The sequence below is a fragment of the Streptomyces sp. NPDC033131 genome (genome assembly GCF_055578365.1).
In genome coordinates, this window is record NZ_JBVIPA010000016.1 from 25946 (window position 1) to 42010 (window position 16065).

Consider the following 16065-nt stretch of genomic DNA (forward strand, 5'->3'; position numbering starts at 1 on the left):
TGCAATGAAAGGCTAGACAGCGGGAACACCTTCATTAGACTGGCTCTGCCGCACCTTCTCCTGCGGTGCATCCTGGTGTGCCCTCGCATGCCTGGGTATGTCTTGCAATGCCCCGACATCCTCTGAGCCAAGGACCGTGATCGACGTGAAGGTCGGCATCCCCCGCGAGGTCAAGAACAACGAGTTCCGGGTGGCCATCACCCCCGCCGGTGTGCACGAGCTGGTGCGCCACGGCCACCAGGTCGTCGTCGAGCGGGGTGCCGGTGCCGGTTCCTCGATCACGGACGACGAGTACGTCGCCGCCGGCGCCCGGATCCTTCCGACCGCCGACGAGGTGTGGGCCACGGCCGACCTGCTTCTCAAGGTCAAGGAGCCCATCGCCGAGGAGTACCACCGCCTCCGCAAGGACCAGACGCTCTTCACCTACCTGCACCTGGCCGCCTCCAAGGCGTGCACGGACGCCCTCATCGAGTCCGGCACCACCGCGATCGCATACGAGACGGTCGAGCTGCCCAGCCGCGCGCTCCCGCTGCTCGCTCCCATGTCCGAGGTCGCGGGCCGCCTCGCCCCGCAGGTCGGCGCCTACCACCTCATGGCCGCGAACGGCGGCCGCGGTGTGCTGCCCGGCGGTGTCCCCGGCGTGCTGGCCGGCCGGGCCGTCGTCATCGGCGGCGGCGTCTCGGGCTGGAACGCCGCGCAGATCGCCATCGGCATGGGCTTCCACGTGACCCTGCTCGACAAGGACATCAACAAGCTCAAGGAAGCCGACAAGGTCTTCGGTACGAGGATCCAGACCGTCGTCTCCAATGTCTTCGAGCTCGAGAAGGCCTGCCTGGAGGCCGACCTCGTCATCGGCGCCGTGCTCATCCCGGGCGCCAAGGCGCCGAAGCTGGTCACCAACGAACTCGTGTCGCGCATGAAGCCGGGAAGTGTCCTTGTCGACATTGCGATCGACCAGGGCGGCTGCTTCGAGGACTCCCGCCCGACCACCCACGCCGAGCCGACCTTCCCGGTCCACAACTCGGTCTTCTACTGCGTCGCCAACATGCCCGGCGCGGTGCCGAACACCTCCACCTACGCGCTCACCAACGCGACACTGCCGTACATCGTCGAACTCGCCGACCACGGCTGGGCGGATGCACTGCGCCGCGATCCCGCGCTGGCCAAGGGGCTCAACGCCCATGACGGCAGGGTCGTTTACCGTGAGGTCGCCGAAGCGCACGGCCTGGAGCATGTGGAGCTGGAGACGCTGCTCGGCTGAGCGGACACACGCCGCGAAGCCGCAGGTCGCGTCGCCAAGTCAGCATTCGGCAAAAGGCGATACGTCAACACGGTCGTCAACACCGCGTACCCGGCCGGACCTTGCCCGACAAAGGTCCGGCCGGGTGTGTGTATGGTCACTTTGCGGCTCTGGGTCAACTCGCCTCGAACGTAACCCTTGAACCGATTCGTACACCGGTGAAACCTGCCGTGCGACGGCCGTACGCCCTTGACAGAGGGATGTTTCATTGCCGACACATCCTGCCGGGTCCGGCGGATTGTGTTGCTGCGGACGCCCGACACGCCATAGAGTCGCCAACCGTCGGCATGGTGCCACGCTGACCTGTCTAGAAATTTCCTGGTCACCAAGGAGGTAAGACGACTTGTGAATGAGTCGACATTTTCTCCCGGGGGTGGTCAACCAGGAATGCCTGCACGGGCCGAGGGCCCCGCGGGGTTCGAGGCTGTCGGCTCCGTCGCGGTGCGCACCTTCGCAGCCCACAGGAGTCACCGGACCTCAGGGGTGACTCAGCCAGCACACCAGAGCATGGATGGCCATCACGTGAACGCCATGGCCGGCGACGGAAGTGGCGCGCCCCACAACCACTTCGCCGACTACGACGAACTGCCCGACGGGCACTTCTACGATCCCGACGCCGAATACGAGCCCGACCCCGAGTACGCGGCCACGCTCGCGCCCGACGCTGCCCGCCAGCGCCGTGAGCGCATCGGCCCGACCGGCCGTCCGCTGCCGTACTTCCCGATCCCGGGCCCGCTGACCGATCACGGACCCGCGAAGATCATCGCGATGTGCAACCAGAAGGGCGGCGTCGGCAAGACGACGTCCACCATCAACCTGGGTGCCGCCCTCGCGGAGTACGGCCGTCGTGTGCTGCTCGTGGACTTCGACCCGCAGGGCGCGCTGTCGGTGGGTCTCGGTGTCAACCCGATGGAGCTCGACCTCACGGTCTACAACCTGCTCATGGAGCGGGGCATGGCGGCCGACGAGGTGCTCCTGAAGACAGCGGTCCCCAACATGGACCTGCTGCCCAGCAACATCGACCTGTCCGCCGCCGAGGTCCAGCTGGTCTCCGAGGTGGCGCGCGAGTCGACGCTGCAACGCGCCCTGAAGCCGCTCATGGCCGACTACGACTACATCGTGATCGACTGTCAGCCCTCGCTCGGCCTGCTCACGGTGAACGCCCTGACGGCCGCGCACAAGGTGATCGTGCCCCTGGAGTGCGAGTTCTTCGCCCTCCGCGGTGTCGCGCTGCTGACGGAGACCATCGAGAAGGTCCAGGAACGGCTCAACCCGGAGCTGGAGCTCGACGGGATCCTCGCCACGATGTACGACTCCCGCACGGTGCACAGCCGTGAGGTGCTCGCGCGCGTGGTGGAGGCGTTCGACGACCACGTCTACCACACGGTCATCGGGCGCACGGTCCGCTTCCCGGAGACCACGGTCGCCGGCGAGCCGATCACCACGTACGCGTCCAACTCCGTGGGTGCCGCCGCCTACCGTCAGCTGGCCAGGGAGGTGCTCGCCCGGTGTCACGCCGAGTGAGTCTGCCGGGGGCCGACGAACTGTTCCGTACGACAGGGGGAATGGCGCTCCAGGCGTCCACTCCCCGGCGGGGGGCCAACGGCGAGGCCCGGGTGCCGGGTCCCGCGGGGGAGTCCGACGGGGCCGCGGGGGCATCGCCTCCGTCCTCGTCCGAGGACGCACCGCAGTCGGTGCCCGCCCAGGGCGGTGACGGCGACGGCGCGGAGCACGTGGCGACCGGCGCGGAGCCGGCCGAGACCGGCGAGTCCCGCAGCCGGGGCGCGGACCGCTCCGGACGTCGTCAGGACGAGCAGGAAGGTTCTGCCTCGGGCGCCGCCCCGCGCGGCAAGCGCGGACGGGCGGCCTCGCGCCGGCCCAGCGGGCGTGAGCGGCACGACGAGAAGATCACGGTGTACGTGTCCGCCGAGGAGCTCATGGATCTGGAGCACGCCCGTCTGGTGCTCCGCGGCGAGCACGGGCTGGCGGTGGACCGCGGGCGGATCGTCCGCGAGGCCGTCGCCGTCGTGCTGGCCGATCTGGAGTCCCGCGGGGACGCGAGCATCCTCGTACGACGGCTGCGCGGGCGGTAGCGGTAGCCTGCGGGGGCCATGACCTCGAACGACGTGCCCCCCGTCTCCGGCGCCACCGCCGGCCGTCGGCGTGCGCTGGGGAAGGGGCCGGGGGCAGGCCGAGCGCCCGTTGGGGCCCCGGCTCCGGAGCCGCCTCCCGTCACGGCGGAGCCTCCTGCTCCCGTCGCAGAGGATCCTGCTCCCGTCGTGGAGGCTCTGACGCCCGCGGAGCCTCCCGTCCACCCGGACGCCGGGGAGCCCTCCGACGGCGTCTTCAAGGTCCGTCTCTCCAACTTCGAGGGGCCCTTCGACCTGCTCCTCCAGCTGATCTCCCGGCACAAGCTGGACGTCACCGAGGTCGCCCTGTCCAAGGTGACCGACGAGTTCATGGCCCACATCAGGGCGATGGGCCCGGACTGGGACCTCGACCAGACGACCGAGTTCCTGGTCGTCGCGGCCACGCTGCTGGACCTGAAGGCGGCGCGGCTGCTGCCCGTCGCCGAGGTGGAGGACGAGGCCGACCTGGCGTTGCTGGAGGCCCGGGACCTGCTGTTCGCACGGCTCCTGCAGTACCGCGCGTACAAGCAGATCGCCGACATCTTCAGCGGACGCCTCGACGAGGAGGCCCGCCGCTACCCCCGTACCGTCGGACTCGAACCGCACCACGCCGAACTGCTGCCCGAGGTGGTCATCAGCATCGACGCCGAGGGGTTCGCGAGGCTCGCCGTCAAGGCGATGCAGCCCAGGCCCAAGCCGCAGGTGTACGTAGACCACATCCACGCGCCGCTGGTGAGCGTCCAGGAGCAGGCCCAGATCGTCGTCGCGCGGCTCAGGGAGCTGGGGGAGGCGAGCTTCCGGACACTGGTCGAGGACATCGACGACACCCTGACCGTCGTGGCGCGGTTCCTGGCCCTGCTGGAGCTGTACCGGGAGAAGGCCGTGGCACTGGACCAGGAGACCGCTCTCGGGGAGCTGCTCGTGCGCTGGACCGGTGGGGACGGGGACGCCCAGCCCGTGGTCACCGACGAGTTCGACCGGCCGCCCGAGGAGCCCAAAGAGGAGAAGAAGCCGTGAGCGAGGAGAACACCGGCGTTCCGGCCGGGCCGCGGGCCGTCGCCGGCCTCGACCTCAAGCCGGCCCTGGAGGCCGTCCTCATGGTCGTGGACGAGCCGGCGACCGAGGAGCACCTGGCGAAGATCCTCCAGCGGCCCAGACGGCAGGTCGGGGACGCGCTGCGGGAGCTGGCCGACGAGTACACCGTGCAGGGCCGCGGCTTCGAGCTGCGGCTGATCGCCGGCGGCTGGCGTTTCTACAGCCGCCCCGAGTACGCGGCGGCCGTCGAGGGCTTCGTCCTGGACGGCCAGCAGGCCCGACTCACCCAGGCCGCCCTGGAGACCCTGGCGGTGGTCGCCTACCGTCAGCCGGTCAGCCGCAGCAGGGTCTCGGCGGTCCGCGGAGTCAACTGTGACGGCGTGATGCGCACCCTCCTCCAGCGCGGTCTGGTCGAGGAGGCGGGCACGGAACCCGAAACAGGTGCGATCCTTTACACGACGACGAACTATTTCCTGGAGCGGATGGGCCTGCGCGGTCTGGACGAGCTCCCGGAGCTCGCGCCCTTCCTCCCGGAGGCGGAGGCGATCGAGGCCGAGACCCAGGAAGCCGTACCGTCGTTCGATCCGGATGCTCCGGAGCCGGACGACGGTCCCAGGACGAACATGCCGAACACGACAACGACGGAACTTTGATGCGAAGCAGTGGCAGCGGTAGCGGCAAGAGCGGCGGGCGCGGTAACCCCCGCGGGGCCGGCAACAACAGGGGCCAGAAGCAGGGCCCGGGCAAGGCTCAGGGGCAGGGCAGGGGCCAGGGTGGTCAGGCCAAGGGCCAGAGCCAGGGCCAGGGTCAGGGCCGTCCCAGCAAGCCCCGCCCCGAGGAGCGCCGCTACGACGTGGGCCCCAGCGCGTCTCATGAGGGCCCGAAGGCGGGGCGCGGCGGCGCGGCCCGCGGCGGTGCCAAGGGAGGGCCGAAGAGGCCCCAGCAGCGCGGCCGGTCGGTCCCGGCGACCTCCCGCGAGTACGAGACGCGGGCCGAGGAGCGCAACCGGGACCGGTACGCGGACAAGAAGGACGTCAAGCTGCCCAAGACCTTCCCGGGCGCCGAGCAGGAGGGCGAGCGGCTGCAGAAGGTCCTCGCGCGCGCCGGCTACGGCTCCCGGCGTGCCTGCGAGGAGCTGATCGAGCAGGCGCGGGTCGAGGTCAACGGCGAGATCGTCCTGGAGCAGGGCAAGCGGGTCGACCCGGAGAACGACGAGGTCAAGGTCGACGGCCTGACGGTCGCGACCCAGTCGTACCAGTTCTTCTCGCTGAACAAGCCGGCCGGTGTCGTCTCGACGATGGAGGACACCGAGGGCCGGCAGTGCCTCGGCGACTACGTCACCAACCGCGAGACGCGGCTCTTCCACGTCGGGCGGCTCGACACCGAGACCGAGGGCGTCATCCTGCTCACCAACCACGGCGAGCTGGCGCACCGGCTGACCCACCCCAAGTACGGCGTGAAGAAGGTCTACCTCGCGCACATCGTGGGCCCGATCCCGCGCGACCTGGGCAAGCAGCTCAAGAACGGCATCCAGCTGGAGGACGGGTACGCGAAGGCGGACCACTTCCGGGTCGTCGAGCAGACCGGCAAGAACTACCTCGTCGAGGTCACCCTCCACGAGGGCCGCAAGCACATCGTCCGCCGCATGCTGGCCGAGGCCGGCTTCCCGGTCGACAAGCTGGTCCGCGTCGCCTTCGGCCCCATCACCCTGGGCGACCAGAAGTCGGGCTGGCTGCGGCGGCTGTCGAACACCGAGGTCGGCATGCTGATGAAGGAAGTCGACCTGTAGTCCGCCCCTCCACGCGTGTGTGCGGCCGGTTCCGGATCGTTCTCGGGGCCGGCCGATCCGTTTTCGCCCTCCTGCGGGTCCGTACCGATGTCGCTGTCGCCCCCCGGGGGTTGTGGAGACACACCCGCCTCTTTATAGTCGTATTGACTATTAAGAAGGTGGGTGCGGGTGAACGGCGGCAAGGAGGTCTACGACAAGTACGCCCACGAGCCCTTCGCCGTCACCGTCGACCTCGCCGTACTCACCCTTCGCGCGGGCGCGTTGCAGGTGCTGCTCGTCGAGCGCGGGCAGGAGCCGTACGCCGGGCACTGGGCGTTGCCCGGCGGGTTCGTGCGGCCGGACGAGTCGGCGGAAACGGCCGCTCGGCGGGAACTCGCCGAGGAGACCGGCCTCACGGACGTGTCCGGGCTGCACCTGGAGCAGCTGCGGACCTACAGCGAGCCCGACCGGGACCCCCGGATGCGGGTCGTGTCGGTCGCCTTCGCCGCGCTGCTGCCCGACCCTCCCGAACCGCACGGCGGCAGTGACGCGGCGCAGGCCGGCTGGGTGCCGTACGCCTCCGTCCGGCCGCTCGCCTTCGACCACGACCGGATCCTGGCCGACGCCCATGAACGGGTCGGCGCCAAGCTGGAGTACACCTGCCTCGCCACCGCCTTCTGCCCGCCCGAGTTCACGCTCGGCGAGCTGCAGCAGGTCTACGAGGCCGTGTGGGGCACCGCGCTCGACCGGCCCAACTTCCGGCGCAAGGTGCTCGCCACGCCCGGGTTCGTCGAAGCGGTACCCGGTGCCGCCCGGCTGACCGGCGGCCGTGGCAAACCGGCCGCACTGTACCGGGCGGGTCCGGCCACCACCCTGCAACCGCCTCTCCTCCGACCGTCCCGGGAAGGACGTCCCGCATGACCACGACCCTCACCAAGCGCGCTGCCACGGGCTCGCTCATCGGGCTCGCCCTCGGTGACGCGCTCGGATATCCGACCGAGTTCCAAGGCGTGGCGTCGATCATCGACAGGTTCGGGCCCTGGCGGGACATGTCGCTGCCGACACCCGCTCTCGTCACCGACGACACGCAGATGACGCTGGCGCTGGGCAAGGGGCTGCGGGCGGCGACGGACCGCGGAGTGCTCGGGCCCGACATGGCCGAGCCGGTGCGGCGGGAGTTCATCGCCTGGAACCGCTCCCCGGAGAACAACCGTGCCCCGGGCAACACCTGCCTGCGGGCCTGCGCCCTTCTCGAGCGTCCGGACCTGCCCTGGCAGGACGCCAGCCAGATCGGCTCCAAGGGCTGCGGCGCCAACATGCGGGTCGCGCCCGTCGGGCTGCTCCCGGGGCTGAGCGACGAACAGCGCGCGGGCGCCGCCCAGTTGCAGTCCGCCCTCACGCACGGGCATCCGACGGCCCTCGCCGCCTCCGACCTCACCGCGCACGCGGTACGGCTGCTCGCGCACGGGGCCGAGCCGGGGGAACTGGTCGGACTGCTGCGGTCGTACGCCGAGGACAACCGGAGCCGGTACCACGAGCGCTGGCTCGGCGACCTGTGGACGCGCAGCCAGGACCCCGGCCCCGAGCACTTCATCGCCCGGGGGTGGGACGAGTGCCTGGCGATCCTGGACCGCCTCCAGGAGGCCCTGCGCACCCCCTCGCCCGAGACCGACCCGTGCCTGGCCACCGGTGAGGGGTGGATCGCCGAAGAGGCCATGGCGACCGGGCTGTTGAGCTTCCTGCTCTTCGCCGACGAGCCGGTGACCGCCCTGCGCCGGGCCGCCTGCACGGCCGGCGACTCGGACTCGATCGCGTGCCTGGCGGGCGCCTTCGCCGGCGCGTACCTGGGTGCGGAAGCCTGGCCGGCCGAGTGGGCGGACCGGATCGAGTACCAGAGCGAGCTGGTGACCTTCGGGGCGCTCTGGGACGCCTGACCGGTCCGGGGCGGGAAGCGGTGGTCAGGCCAGGGTGATCGAGTCCCCGGACACCTTGATCTGCTTCGCGGGCAACGGCTTGGTTGCCGGCGGGTTCTGCACCGCGCCGTCCGTGATGCTGAACTTGCTGCCGTGGCAGGAGCAGTTGATGGTGCCGTCGGAGACGTCGGCCACCGGGCACTGCTGATGGGTGCAGATGTTCGAGAAGGCCTTGAACTCGCCCTTCTTCGGCTGCGTGACGACGATCTTCTCGTCCGCGAAGATCTTGCCGCCGCCGACCGGGATCTCGCTCGCCTTCGCCAGTTCCTGCCCGGCGGAGGCGTCGACGGACGACGAGGACGAACCGGAGTCCTCGTCGCCGTACTCGCTGCATCCGACGGTGAGTGCCGCCGCACCCGTCGCGAGGAGAACCGTGCGCCGCGTCGGGCCTTGAGTCATGTCGTCACTCCGAAGGTGCGGAAGAACCAGAGGGCAGAGGTGAGCCAGATGATGGTGAGCGCGGTGAAGACCAGACCGCCGACCAGCGGCAGCAGCCAGCCGGGGAGTCGCTCCGAGCGGAGCAGCAGCATCTTGGCACTGAAGGCACCGAAGAAGAAGCAGCCCAGCAGAGAGTGCCACAAAACGCGCGAGTCGTACGTCTGATAGCCGAAAGCGTACAGACAGTGCACCGCTACCGGAATCGACACCAAGAACGCCACCCGGCCCGACCACCGGTGCAGGGTCGACGACCAGCGAGGGCCCGGCAGCCTGCCGTACACCATCGCCGCCGAGACCACCTGGACGAGTGCGAAGAAGAACGCGACGGTGGCCAGCCACGACTTCACCGCCCCGGTGCTGCTGAAGCCGGCCAGGTTGAAGGCGGTCCCGGCCGGGTCGTGGACCTTGCCGTACACGCCGAGGCCCACCGCCACCGCGGCGGCGACGAGCGCCGGGACCAGGTAGCGGGCCGGGTGCGGGCGACGGTGGTCGGGCTCTGAGGGGGGAAAGCTCTGGGTGGCGGCGTTCGGGTCGACGGTCATGAACGACTCCGGGAAGGGTCAAGGGGTGACAGGGCGTGCCGTGAGCTGCTGTCCGTCGACCGTCACCGCGCCGGTCTCCGGGTCGATCCGCGGTGCCGGGGAGGGTTCGTCGTCACGGGTGAGGATGCCGACCTGCCGGCCGTCCGGCAGGACGATCCAGCCGCCGTCGACCTTCGCGCCGCGCACCGTCGCCGTGGCCCGGTACAGCCCGGACGGCTTCTTCGCCTTGTCGGCGGTGAAGCCGTACCGGTCGCCGTCGATGTCGACGGTTCCACTGATCCGCTTGCCCTCCTTGAGGGTGCCGTTCAGCTCGGCGCCGTGCTTGCCGGTGAGCTTCATCGTGCCGTCGTCCTCGACGTCACCCTTCAGCCAGGACTCCTTCGCGCGGCCGTCGCAGAAGTACGCGACCGCCTTGCCGTCGCTCAGCGTCACGGCGACGGCTGCGGAGTCGTCGGTGGTGCGGCCCGCGTAGTCGGCGTCGGGGACCGGGACGCGGGAGGGGGACGCCGAGGACGGTGCAGGGGACGCGGTCGTCCCCGTGGGCGTCGGGGAGGCCGTGGCCTCCGGTGACGGTTCGGCGTACGAGGTGGAGGCGCTCTTCTTCCCCGTCGTCGCGTTCAGCGACAGCACGAACAGGCCGAGCAGCAGTCCCGCGAGCAGAGTGACGAGTGGTCCGGAGCGCTTCATGAAGGGCCTCCCCCGAGGCGAGCTTCCTGCCATCAGAGCGGACCGGGGGCCTCGCGTCCAGAGGCGCACGGGGGCGTTCTCACCCCAAGTAGCGGATTTGCGCCGTACGAGTGACGTTGGCAGGGTTCGCCGCGCGACGTGGGCCCTGTCTCAGCGGGCGGGCGCCGCGCACCGGCTCCACGGGGGCTGACTAGGCTGGATGCACCAAGAGCCGTACATCAGCAAGGAGCATCGTCGTGGCGGTACGAGCGGTGAGGGGCGCCGTCCAGCTCGAGCGGGACGAGGCCGGCCACATGGACGAGCAGGTCGGGGCCCTGCTCACCGCGGTCCTGGAGCGCAACGGCCTCACCCCGGACGACCTGATCAGCATCTGGTTCACGGCCACGCCCGACCTGCACAGCGACTTCCCGGCCGCCGCGGCGCGCAAGCTCGGCACGGGCTTCGCCGACGTACCGCTGATCTGCGCCCAGGAGCTGGAGATCGAGGGCGCCATGCCCCGCGTCGTCCGCGTCCTCGCGCACATCGAGTCCAACCGGCCCCGCGCCGACATCGCGCATGTCTACCTCGGCGCAGCGGCCGCCCTGCGCAAGGACATCGCCCAGTGAGGACCGCCCTCGTCATCGGCACCGGGCTCATCGGCACGTCCGCCGCCCTCGCCCTGTCCCAGCGGGGCGTCGTCGTCCACCTCGCCGACCACGACCCGGAGCAGGCCCGTACGGCGGCCGCGCTCGGCGCCGGCACCGACGAGGCGCCCGAGCAGCCCGTCGACCTCGCGATCGTCGCCGCCCCGCCCGCCCACGTGGCCGCGGTGCTCGCCGACGCGATGCGCCGGGGCCTGGCCCGCGGCTACCTCGACGTGGCCAGCGTCAAGGGCGGCCCGCGCCGCGAGCTGGAGGCGCTCGGCCTCGACCTGTCGTCGTACATCGGCAGCCACCCCATGTCGGGCCGCGAGAAGTCGGGCCCGCTGGCCGCCACCGGCGACCTCTTCGAGGGCCGCCCCTGGGTGCTGACGCCGACCCGGGACACCGACACCGAGGTACTGAACCTGGCCCTCGAACTGGTCTCGCACTGCCGTGCCGTGCCGGTCGTCATGGACGCCGACGCCCACGACCGTGCCGTCGCCCTCGTCTCCCACATGCCCCACCTGGTCTCCAGCATGGTCGCCGCCCGTCTGGAGAACGCCGAGGAGGCCGCCGTACGGCTGTGCGGGCAGGGCATCCGGGACGTGACCCGGATCGCCGCGTCCGACCCCGGGATGTGGATCGACATCCTGTCCGCGAACCCGGGGCCGGTCGCCGACCTCCTCGCGGACGTCTCCGCCGACCTCGACGAGACGGTCCGGGCGCTCAGGGCCCTGCAGTCCTCCGACGAGGGCAAGCGGCGCGAGGGCACGACCGGCATCGAGGGCGTCCTGCGACGCGGCAACGCGGGCCAGGTCCGGGTGCCCGGCAAGCACGGGTCCGCCCCGCGGGTGTACGAGGTCGTGGCCGTCCTCATCGACGACCAGCCGGGCCAGCTGGCCCGCATCTTCGCGGACGCGGGGATGGCCGGGGTCAACATCGAGGACGTACGGATCGAGCACGCGACCGGGCAGCAGGCCGGTCTGGTGCAGCTGACGGTGGAGCCGAAGGCGGTGCCGGTCCTGACGGCGGCGCTGCGGGAGCGGGGCTGGGCCATCCGCCAGTAGGAGGCCCACGGCACAAGAGGAAGACCCCTCGGCAGCCGCCAGTAAGGAGGCCTCCGGCGAGCCAGTAACCTTGTGCGGGGTGCTTTCGGGTCCCCGCACACTCCCACCACGCACCAGGAAGGTGTCCTCCCGTGGAAAACGGCGTCGCCCCGCCCGTGATTGTCGCCATTGACGGCCCCTCCGGCACGGGCAAGTCGAGCACGTCGAAGGCCGTCGCCGCCCAGCTCGGCCTGAGCTACCTCGACACCGGCGCCCAGTACCGGGCGATCACCTGGTGGATGGTGAGCAACGGGATCGACACCGAGGACCCGTCGGCGATCGCCGCGGCGGCCGGCAAGCCCGACATCGTCTCCGGCACCGACCCGGCGAACCCCACGATCACGGTCGACGGCACCGACGTGGCCGCCCCGATCCGCACCCAGGAGGTCACCTCCAAGGTCAGCGCGGTCAGCGCGGTGGCGGAGGTGCGCGCCCGGATCACCGAGCTGCAGCGCTCCATCGCGGCGACCGCCGAGGAGGGCATCGTCGTCGAGGGCCGCGACATCGGGACGACGGTGCTGCCCGACGCCGACCTGAAGATCTTTCTCACCGCCTCGCCGGAGGCGCGGGCGGCCCGCCGCAGCGGTGAGCTGAAGGGCGCCGACGTCAACGCCACCCGCGAGGCCCTGATCAGGCGGGACGCGGCCGACTCCAGCCGCAAGACCTCGCCGCTCGCCAAGGCGGACGACGCGGTCGAGGTGGACACCACCGAGCTCACCCTGGCGCAGGTCATCGAGTGCGTCGTCACGCTCGTCGAGGAGAAGCGGGCCTCGAAGTGAGCGCCTCGTCCGTGCCCTCGGAAAAGGGCGCCGAGGTCGGGAGGCGCATCGGCGTCGGCCTGATGTACGGGCTGTGGAAGCCGCGCGTGCTCGGCGCCTGGCGGGTCCCCGCGACCGGCCCGGTGATCCTCGCCGTCAACCACTCCCACGTCATCGACGGTCCGATGGTCATGGGCGTGGCGCCCCGGCCCACGCACTTCCTGATCAAGAAGGAAGCCTTCATCGGACCCCTCGACCCCTTCCTGCTCGGCATCGGGCAGGTCAAGGTGGACCGTGACACCACCGACCGTACGGCGATCACCCAGGCCCTGGGTGTGCTGGCGGACGGCGGCGTCCTCGGGATCTTCCCGGAGGGCACCCGCGGCGAGGGCGACTTCGCCGCACTGCGCGCCGGGCTCGCGTACTTCGCCGTACGCGGCGGTGCCCCGATCGTCCCGGTCGCCGTACTGGGAAGTTCCGACCGGCCCGGACGGTTGACCAAAGGGCTGCCTGCGCTGCGCAGCCGCGTCGACGTCGTCTTCGGCGACCCGTTCGAGGCCGGCGACGGCAGCGGACGACGTACGCGCAAGGCGCTCGACGAGGCGACCGAACGCATCCAGAAGCAGCTCACCGCACACCTGGAAAACGCCAGGCGCCTGACCGGGCGCTAGGCGACACTGAGTAGTGGATCAACCCGGACAAACGGTTGGGTGTTCCACCGATCACCACGATGAACGAGGTACGGACTTCATGAACGACCACATCCACTCCGACGGCTCGGGCGAGGAGCACGACCACGGAGCGCTTGGCGACGCCGAGTACGCGGAGTTCATGGAGCTCGCCGCGGAAGAGGGCTTCGACGTCGAGGACGTCGAGGGAGCGATCGAGGCGGCCGGTCACGGACCGCTGCCCGTTCTCGCCGTCGTCGGCCGCCCGAACGTCGGCAAGTCGACTCTGGTGAACCGCATCATCGGCCGCCGCGAGGCCGTCGTCGAGGACAAGCCCGGTGTCACCCGGGACCGCGTCACCTACGAGGCCGAGTGGGCGGGACGCCGCTTCAAGCTCGTCGACACCGGCGGCTGGGAGCAGGACGTCCTCGGCATCGACGCCTCGGTGGCCGCGCAGGCCGAGTACGCGATCGAGGCGGCCGACGCGGTCGTGTTCGTCGTGGACGCCAAGGTCGGCGCGACCGACACCGACGAGGCGGTCGTACGACTGCTGCGCAAGGCCGGCAAGCCCGTGGTGCTGGCCGCCAACAAGGTCGACGGCCAGAGCGGCGAGGCCGACGCGGCCTACCTGTGGTCCCTGGGCCTGGGCGAACCGCACCCCATCTCCGCGCTGCACGGCCGCGGCACCGGCGACATGCTGGACGCCGTCCTGGAGGCCCTGCCGGAGGCGCCCGAGCAGACCTTCGGCACCGCGGTCGGCGGTCCGCGCCGCATCGCCCTCATCGGCCGCCCGAACGTCGGCAAGTCCTCGCTGCTGAACAAGGTGGCGAACGAGGAGCGCGTCGTCGTCAACGAGGTCGCGGGCACCACCCGCGACCCGGTCGACGAGCTGATCGAACTCGGCGGCATCACCTGGAAGTTCGTCGACACGGCGGGCATCCGCAAGCGGGTCCACCTCCAGCAGGGCGCCGACTACTACGCCTCGCTGCGCACCGCGGCCGCCGTCGAGAAGGCCGAGGTGGCGGTCATCCTGATCGACGCCTCCGAGTCCATCTCGGTCCAGGACCAGCGCATCGTCACCATGGCGGTGGACGCGGGCCGCGCCCTCGTCATCGCCTACAACAAGTGGGACACCCTCGACGAGGAGCGCCGCTACTACCTGGAGCGCGAGATCGAGACCGAGTTCGCCCAGGTCGCCTGGGCGCCCCGGGTGAACGTGTCGGCGCTCACCGGACGCCACATGGAGAAGCTGGTCCCGGCGATCGAGACGGCGCTGGCCGGCTGGGAGACCCGCGTCCCCACGGGCCGCCTGAACGCCTTCCTCGGCGAGCTGGTCGCCGCCCACCCGCACCCCATCCGGGGCGGCAAGCAGCCCCGCATCCTGTTCGGCACCCAGGCCGGCACCAAGCCCCCGCGGTTCGTGCTCTTCGCCTCCGGCTTCATCGAGGCGGGCTACCGGCGCTTCATCGAGCGCCGTCTGCGTGAGGAGTTCAGCTTCGAGGGGACGCCGATCCACATCTCGGTGCGGGTGCGCGAGAAGCGCGGCAGGAAGAAGTGACGCAGGCATGAAACAGGGCGGCCCCCCAGACCGGGGAGCCGCCCTCTTTCCTGCCTCAGATGCCCCTGCGCAGTCCGGGCGGCAGCGCCGCCGGTACGTGGTGCATCCCGGTGCTGTGCTGCGGTCCGATCTGCCCCACCCGCTGCCACTGCGACTGCTGACGGGCGTTGTGCGCCCCCACGCTGTAGGCGCTGTAGGAGGTGCTGAACGAGCCCGTACTGTGCGGGATGTTCCCGAAGGCGGTGAAGCCCAACTCGTCCTCGCCACTGCGGTCACCCGGCAGGGAACGGAACGACTTGACGTACTCGGCGTAGAGCGCGTCGTAGATCGGCGTGGCCGATGGGCCGCCGGAGGGCTCCTGAGCCGACCGTGCAGACGGGATCGGCTGGAAGGAGTGGCGGCGGGGAACGTCGTAGGTGTGCACGTATGTCCAAACGACCCCGCACATGAAGAGATGCGGTCGGGCGGCAGGCCTTCAGGGGCGCGACCAGCCGTGCACCACCCGTAGCCGCGACGGTCGCACAGCTCCCTCCCGGCCCGCGCGGTCAGGTGCCCGCAAGCGGCATCGCGGCCGCCACCAGCTTCCCGTTGGCCGCCGCCTTGTCCAGCGCGTCCCGCAGCAGGTCCTCCCGCGGCTGCCGCCCGATCGACCCCACCGGCGCGGCGAACATCAGCACCTGCTGGTGCTTGTTCGCGGCGGCCCGCCAGCTCTCGGTCACCTGCAACGGCTGATGCGCCTGCCACCACGCCACCGGTTGTCCGCCGTTCGGCGAGGGCTGGAGCACCGCGTGCAGCCGGCCCACGGCCAGCAGCACCGACCAGCCGTGCAGCACGGAAGGCGCGGAGTCGATCGTCGTCAGCGGCATGAACCCCTGCTCGATGAGCAGCGGCAGGAAGTCGTCGCCGACCCCCGTCGCACCGGGCCGCACGATCGGCGCGGTCGGCTCGACCACCAGCGCCGGGTACAACTCCCCGTTGATCAGGACGAGTCCGCTGGTCACACCGAGCACGGCCTGCTCGGGCGCGATCTTGTCCGGCTCCAGGTCGACGGTGTCGCCGGTGATGGACTTCACCGCTCCCTGGAGCTGCTCCTCGGTGACCTGGACGACCTGCGAGGGCAGGCAGCTGGCGTGGGCGAAGGCGAGGACGGCGGTCTCGTCGCCGATGAACAGGACGGTGCTGGTGCGCTCCTGCTGGGAGTCGCCCTGGGTGCGGCAGGAGGTGCAGTCGTAACTGCCGGGGGCGTTCTCTCCGGCGAGCAGCCGGTCGGCTTCTTCGTCGCCGATCTCGGCGCGTACCTCGTCGCTGACGTCGAGCATGCGCGGCACGGGTGGCTCCCTCGGGATGTGGTGCGTGGCGGGGCCGGGTGGCTCCCGGCCCGTGAACCGGGTGGGTCCCGGGCTCATGAAGGAGACAACGGGTGATCTGTGGCGGGAGTCACGCTCCACGGCGAACGGAATCGAACCATCAACAGGGCGAGGTC

The 16065-nt window shown here is 70.8% G+C and carries 18 protein-coding genes; 13 read left to right on the forward strand and 5 right to left on the reverse strand.

Translation table 11 applies throughout. The features are described 5' to 3' along the window. The first annotated feature begins 136 nt into the window (after positions 1–136). The 8 genes from ald (at position 137) to ACZ5XS_RS21365 (ending at position 8166) form a co-directional block, all read left to right on the forward strand. On the forward strand, positions 137–1261 hold the full coding sequence (gene ald, locus ACZ5XS_RS21330; RefSeq protein WP_468653526.1) for an alanine dehydrogenase: 1125 nt from the start codon (positions 137–139) through the stop codon (positions 1259–1261). Between the two features lie 426 nt (positions 1262–1687). Further along, entirely contained in the window at positions 1688–2824 is a 1137-nt protein-coding gene (locus tag ACZ5XS_RS21335) for a ParA family protein (RefSeq protein ID WP_468653528.1), read from the forward strand. Continuing rightward, positions 2809–3393 (forward strand): hypothetical protein, encoded by a 585-nt coding sequence (locus ACZ5XS_RS21340; protein WP_217238782.1) that lies wholly within the window; start codon positions 2809–2811, stop codon positions 3391–3393. The genes ACZ5XS_RS21335 and ACZ5XS_RS21340 overlap by 16 nt, the downstream gene beginning before the upstream one ends. An 18-nt stretch (positions 3394–3411) precedes the next feature. Next, positions 3412–4446 carry a segregation and condensation protein A gene (locus ACZ5XS_RS21345; protein ID WP_468653530.1) on the forward strand — a complete coding sequence of 345 codons (1035 nt, stop codon included), beginning with the start codon at positions 3412–3414 and terminating at the stop codon, positions 4444–4446. Next, positions 4443–5117, forward strand: coding sequence for an SMC-Scp complex subunit ScpB (gene scpB / locus ACZ5XS_RS21350; protein ID WP_468653532.1), 675 nt, complete (start codon positions 4443–4445; stop codon positions 5115–5117). The genes ACZ5XS_RS21345 and scpB overlap by 4 nt, the downstream gene beginning before the upstream one ends. Beyond that, positions 5117–6253 carry a pseudouridine synthase gene (locus tag ACZ5XS_RS21355; protein ID WP_468653534.1) on the forward strand — a complete coding sequence of 379 codons (1137 nt, stop codon included), beginning with the start codon at positions 5117–5119 and terminating at the stop codon, positions 6251–6253. The genes scpB and ACZ5XS_RS21355 overlap by 1 nt, the downstream gene beginning before the upstream one ends. 168 nt (positions 6254–6421) lie before the next feature. Further along, on the forward strand, positions 6422–7153 hold the full coding sequence (locus ACZ5XS_RS21360) for an NUDIX hydrolase (RefSeq protein WP_468653536.1): 732 nt from the start codon (positions 6422–6424) through the stop codon (positions 7151–7153). Beyond that, positions 7150–8166, forward strand: a complete 1017-nt coding sequence (locus ACZ5XS_RS21365; protein ID WP_468653538.1) for an ADP-ribosylglycohydrolase family protein — start codon at positions 7150–7152, stop codon at positions 8164–8166. Before ACZ5XS_RS21360 ends, ACZ5XS_RS21365 begins: the two co-directional genes overlap by 4 nt. A gap of 24 nt (positions 8167–8190) precedes the next feature. On the opposite strand, the gene ACZ5XS_RS21370 is transcribed toward ACZ5XS_RS21365, so the two are convergent. From ACZ5XS_RS21370 to ACZ5XS_RS21380, 3 genes are read right to left on the reverse strand one after another with little or no spacing between them, the layout of a single operon-like run. Then, on the reverse strand, positions 8191–8604 hold the full coding sequence (locus ACZ5XS_RS21370; protein ID WP_468653540.1) for a Rieske (2Fe-2S) protein: 414 nt from the start codon (positions 8602–8604) through the stop codon (positions 8191–8193). Next, entirely contained in the window at positions 8601–9185 is a 585-nt protein-coding gene (locus tag ACZ5XS_RS21375) for a DUF6529 family protein (RefSeq protein WP_468653542.1), read from the reverse strand. The genes ACZ5XS_RS21370 and ACZ5XS_RS21375 overlap by 4 nt, the downstream gene beginning before the upstream one ends. Before the next feature lie 18 nt (positions 9186–9203). After that, positions 9204–9872 carry a hypothetical protein gene (locus tag ACZ5XS_RS21380; protein ID WP_468653544.1) on the reverse strand — a complete coding sequence of 223 codons (669 nt, stop codon included), beginning with the start codon at positions 9870–9872 and terminating at the stop codon, positions 9204–9206. Between the two features lie 236 nt (positions 9873–10108). On the opposite strand from ACZ5XS_RS21380, the gene aroH reads away from it, so the two are divergent. From aroH to der, 5 genes are all read left to right on the forward strand, one after another. After that, positions 10109–10477: a chorismate mutase gene (aroH, locus tag ACZ5XS_RS21385; protein ID WP_468653546.1), complete on the forward strand. Its 369-nt coding sequence runs from the start codon at positions 10109–10111 to the stop codon at positions 10475–10477. After that, entirely contained in the window at positions 10474–11559 is a 1086-nt protein-coding gene (locus ACZ5XS_RS21390; RefSeq protein WP_468653547.1) for a prephenate dehydrogenase, read from the forward strand. Before aroH ends, ACZ5XS_RS21390 begins: the two co-directional genes overlap by 4 nt. A 131-nt stretch (positions 11560–11690) precedes the next feature. After that, a complete protein-coding gene (gene cmk, locus ACZ5XS_RS21395) occupies positions 11691–12377 on the forward strand; it encodes a (d)CMP kinase (RefSeq protein ID WP_468653549.1) in 687 nt (228 codons plus the stop codon). Positions 12378–12439: 62 nt separating this feature from the next. Further along, positions 12440–13027 carry a lysophospholipid acyltransferase family protein gene (locus ACZ5XS_RS21400; protein ID WP_254401670.1) on the forward strand — a complete coding sequence of 196 codons (588 nt, stop codon included), beginning with the start codon at positions 12440–12442 and terminating at the stop codon, positions 13025–13027. A 79-nt stretch (positions 13028–13106) separates the two neighbouring features. Further along, a complete protein-coding gene (der, locus tag ACZ5XS_RS21405) occupies positions 13107–14582 on the forward strand; it encodes a ribosome biogenesis GTPase Der (protein WP_468653551.1) in 1476 nt (491 codons plus the stop codon). Between the two features lie 55 nt (positions 14583–14637). Here the strand turns inward: der and ACZ5XS_RS21410 are convergent, their stop codons facing one another. Both ACZ5XS_RS21410 and ACZ5XS_RS21415 read right to left on the reverse strand, forming a co-directional pair. After that, positions 14638–15006, reverse strand: coding sequence for a hypothetical protein (locus ACZ5XS_RS21410; protein WP_468653780.1), 369 nt, complete (start codon positions 15004–15006; stop codon positions 14638–14640). Positions 15007–15127: 121 nt separating this feature from the next. After that, a complete protein-coding gene (locus ACZ5XS_RS21415) occupies positions 15128–15910 on the reverse strand; it encodes a hypothetical protein (protein ID WP_468653553.1) in 783 nt (260 codons plus the stop codon). Between the last annotated feature and the right edge of the window lie 155 nt (positions 15911–16065).

What these genes read in the sequence shown, in the direction of transcription:
- ACZ5XS_RS21380 (WP_468653544.1), bottom strand. Translation starts at nt 9,872, where the DNA reads ATGAAGCGCTCCGGACCACTCGTCACTCTGCTCGCGGGACTGCTGCTC.
- ACZ5XS_RS21365 (WP_468653538.1), top strand. Translation starts at nt 7,150, where the DNA reads ATGACCACGACCCTCACCAAGCGCGCTGCCACGGGCTCGCTCATCGGG.
- ACZ5XS_RS21335 (WP_468653528.1), top strand. Translation starts at nt 1,688, where the DNA reads ATGCCTGCACGGGCCGAGGGCCCCGCGGGGTTCGAGGCTGTCGGCTCC.
- ACZ5XS_RS21355 (WP_468653534.1), top strand. Translation starts at nt 5,117, where the DNA reads ATGCGAAGCAGTGGCAGCGGTAGCGGCAAGAGCGGCGGGCGCGGTAAC.
- ACZ5XS_RS21370 (WP_468653540.1), bottom strand. Translation starts at nt 8,604, where the DNA reads ATGACTCAAGGCCCGACGCGGCGCACGGTTCTCCTCGCGACGGGTGCG.
- ACZ5XS_RS21400 (WP_254401670.1), top strand. Translation starts at nt 12,440, where the DNA reads ATGTACGGGCTGTGGAAGCCGCGCGTGCTCGGCGCCTGGCGGGTCCCC.
- ACZ5XS_RS21345 (WP_468653530.1), top strand. Translation starts at nt 3,412, where the DNA reads ATGACCTCGAACGACGTGCCCCCCGTCTCCGGCGCCACCGCCGGCCGT.
- der (WP_468653551.1), top strand. Translation starts at nt 13,107, where the DNA reads ATGAACGACCACATCCACTCCGACGGCTCGGGCGAGGAGCACGACCAC.
- ACZ5XS_RS21375 (WP_468653542.1), bottom strand. Translation starts at nt 9,185, where the DNA reads ATGACCGTCGACCCGAACGCCGCCACCCAGAGCTTTCCCCCCTCAGAG.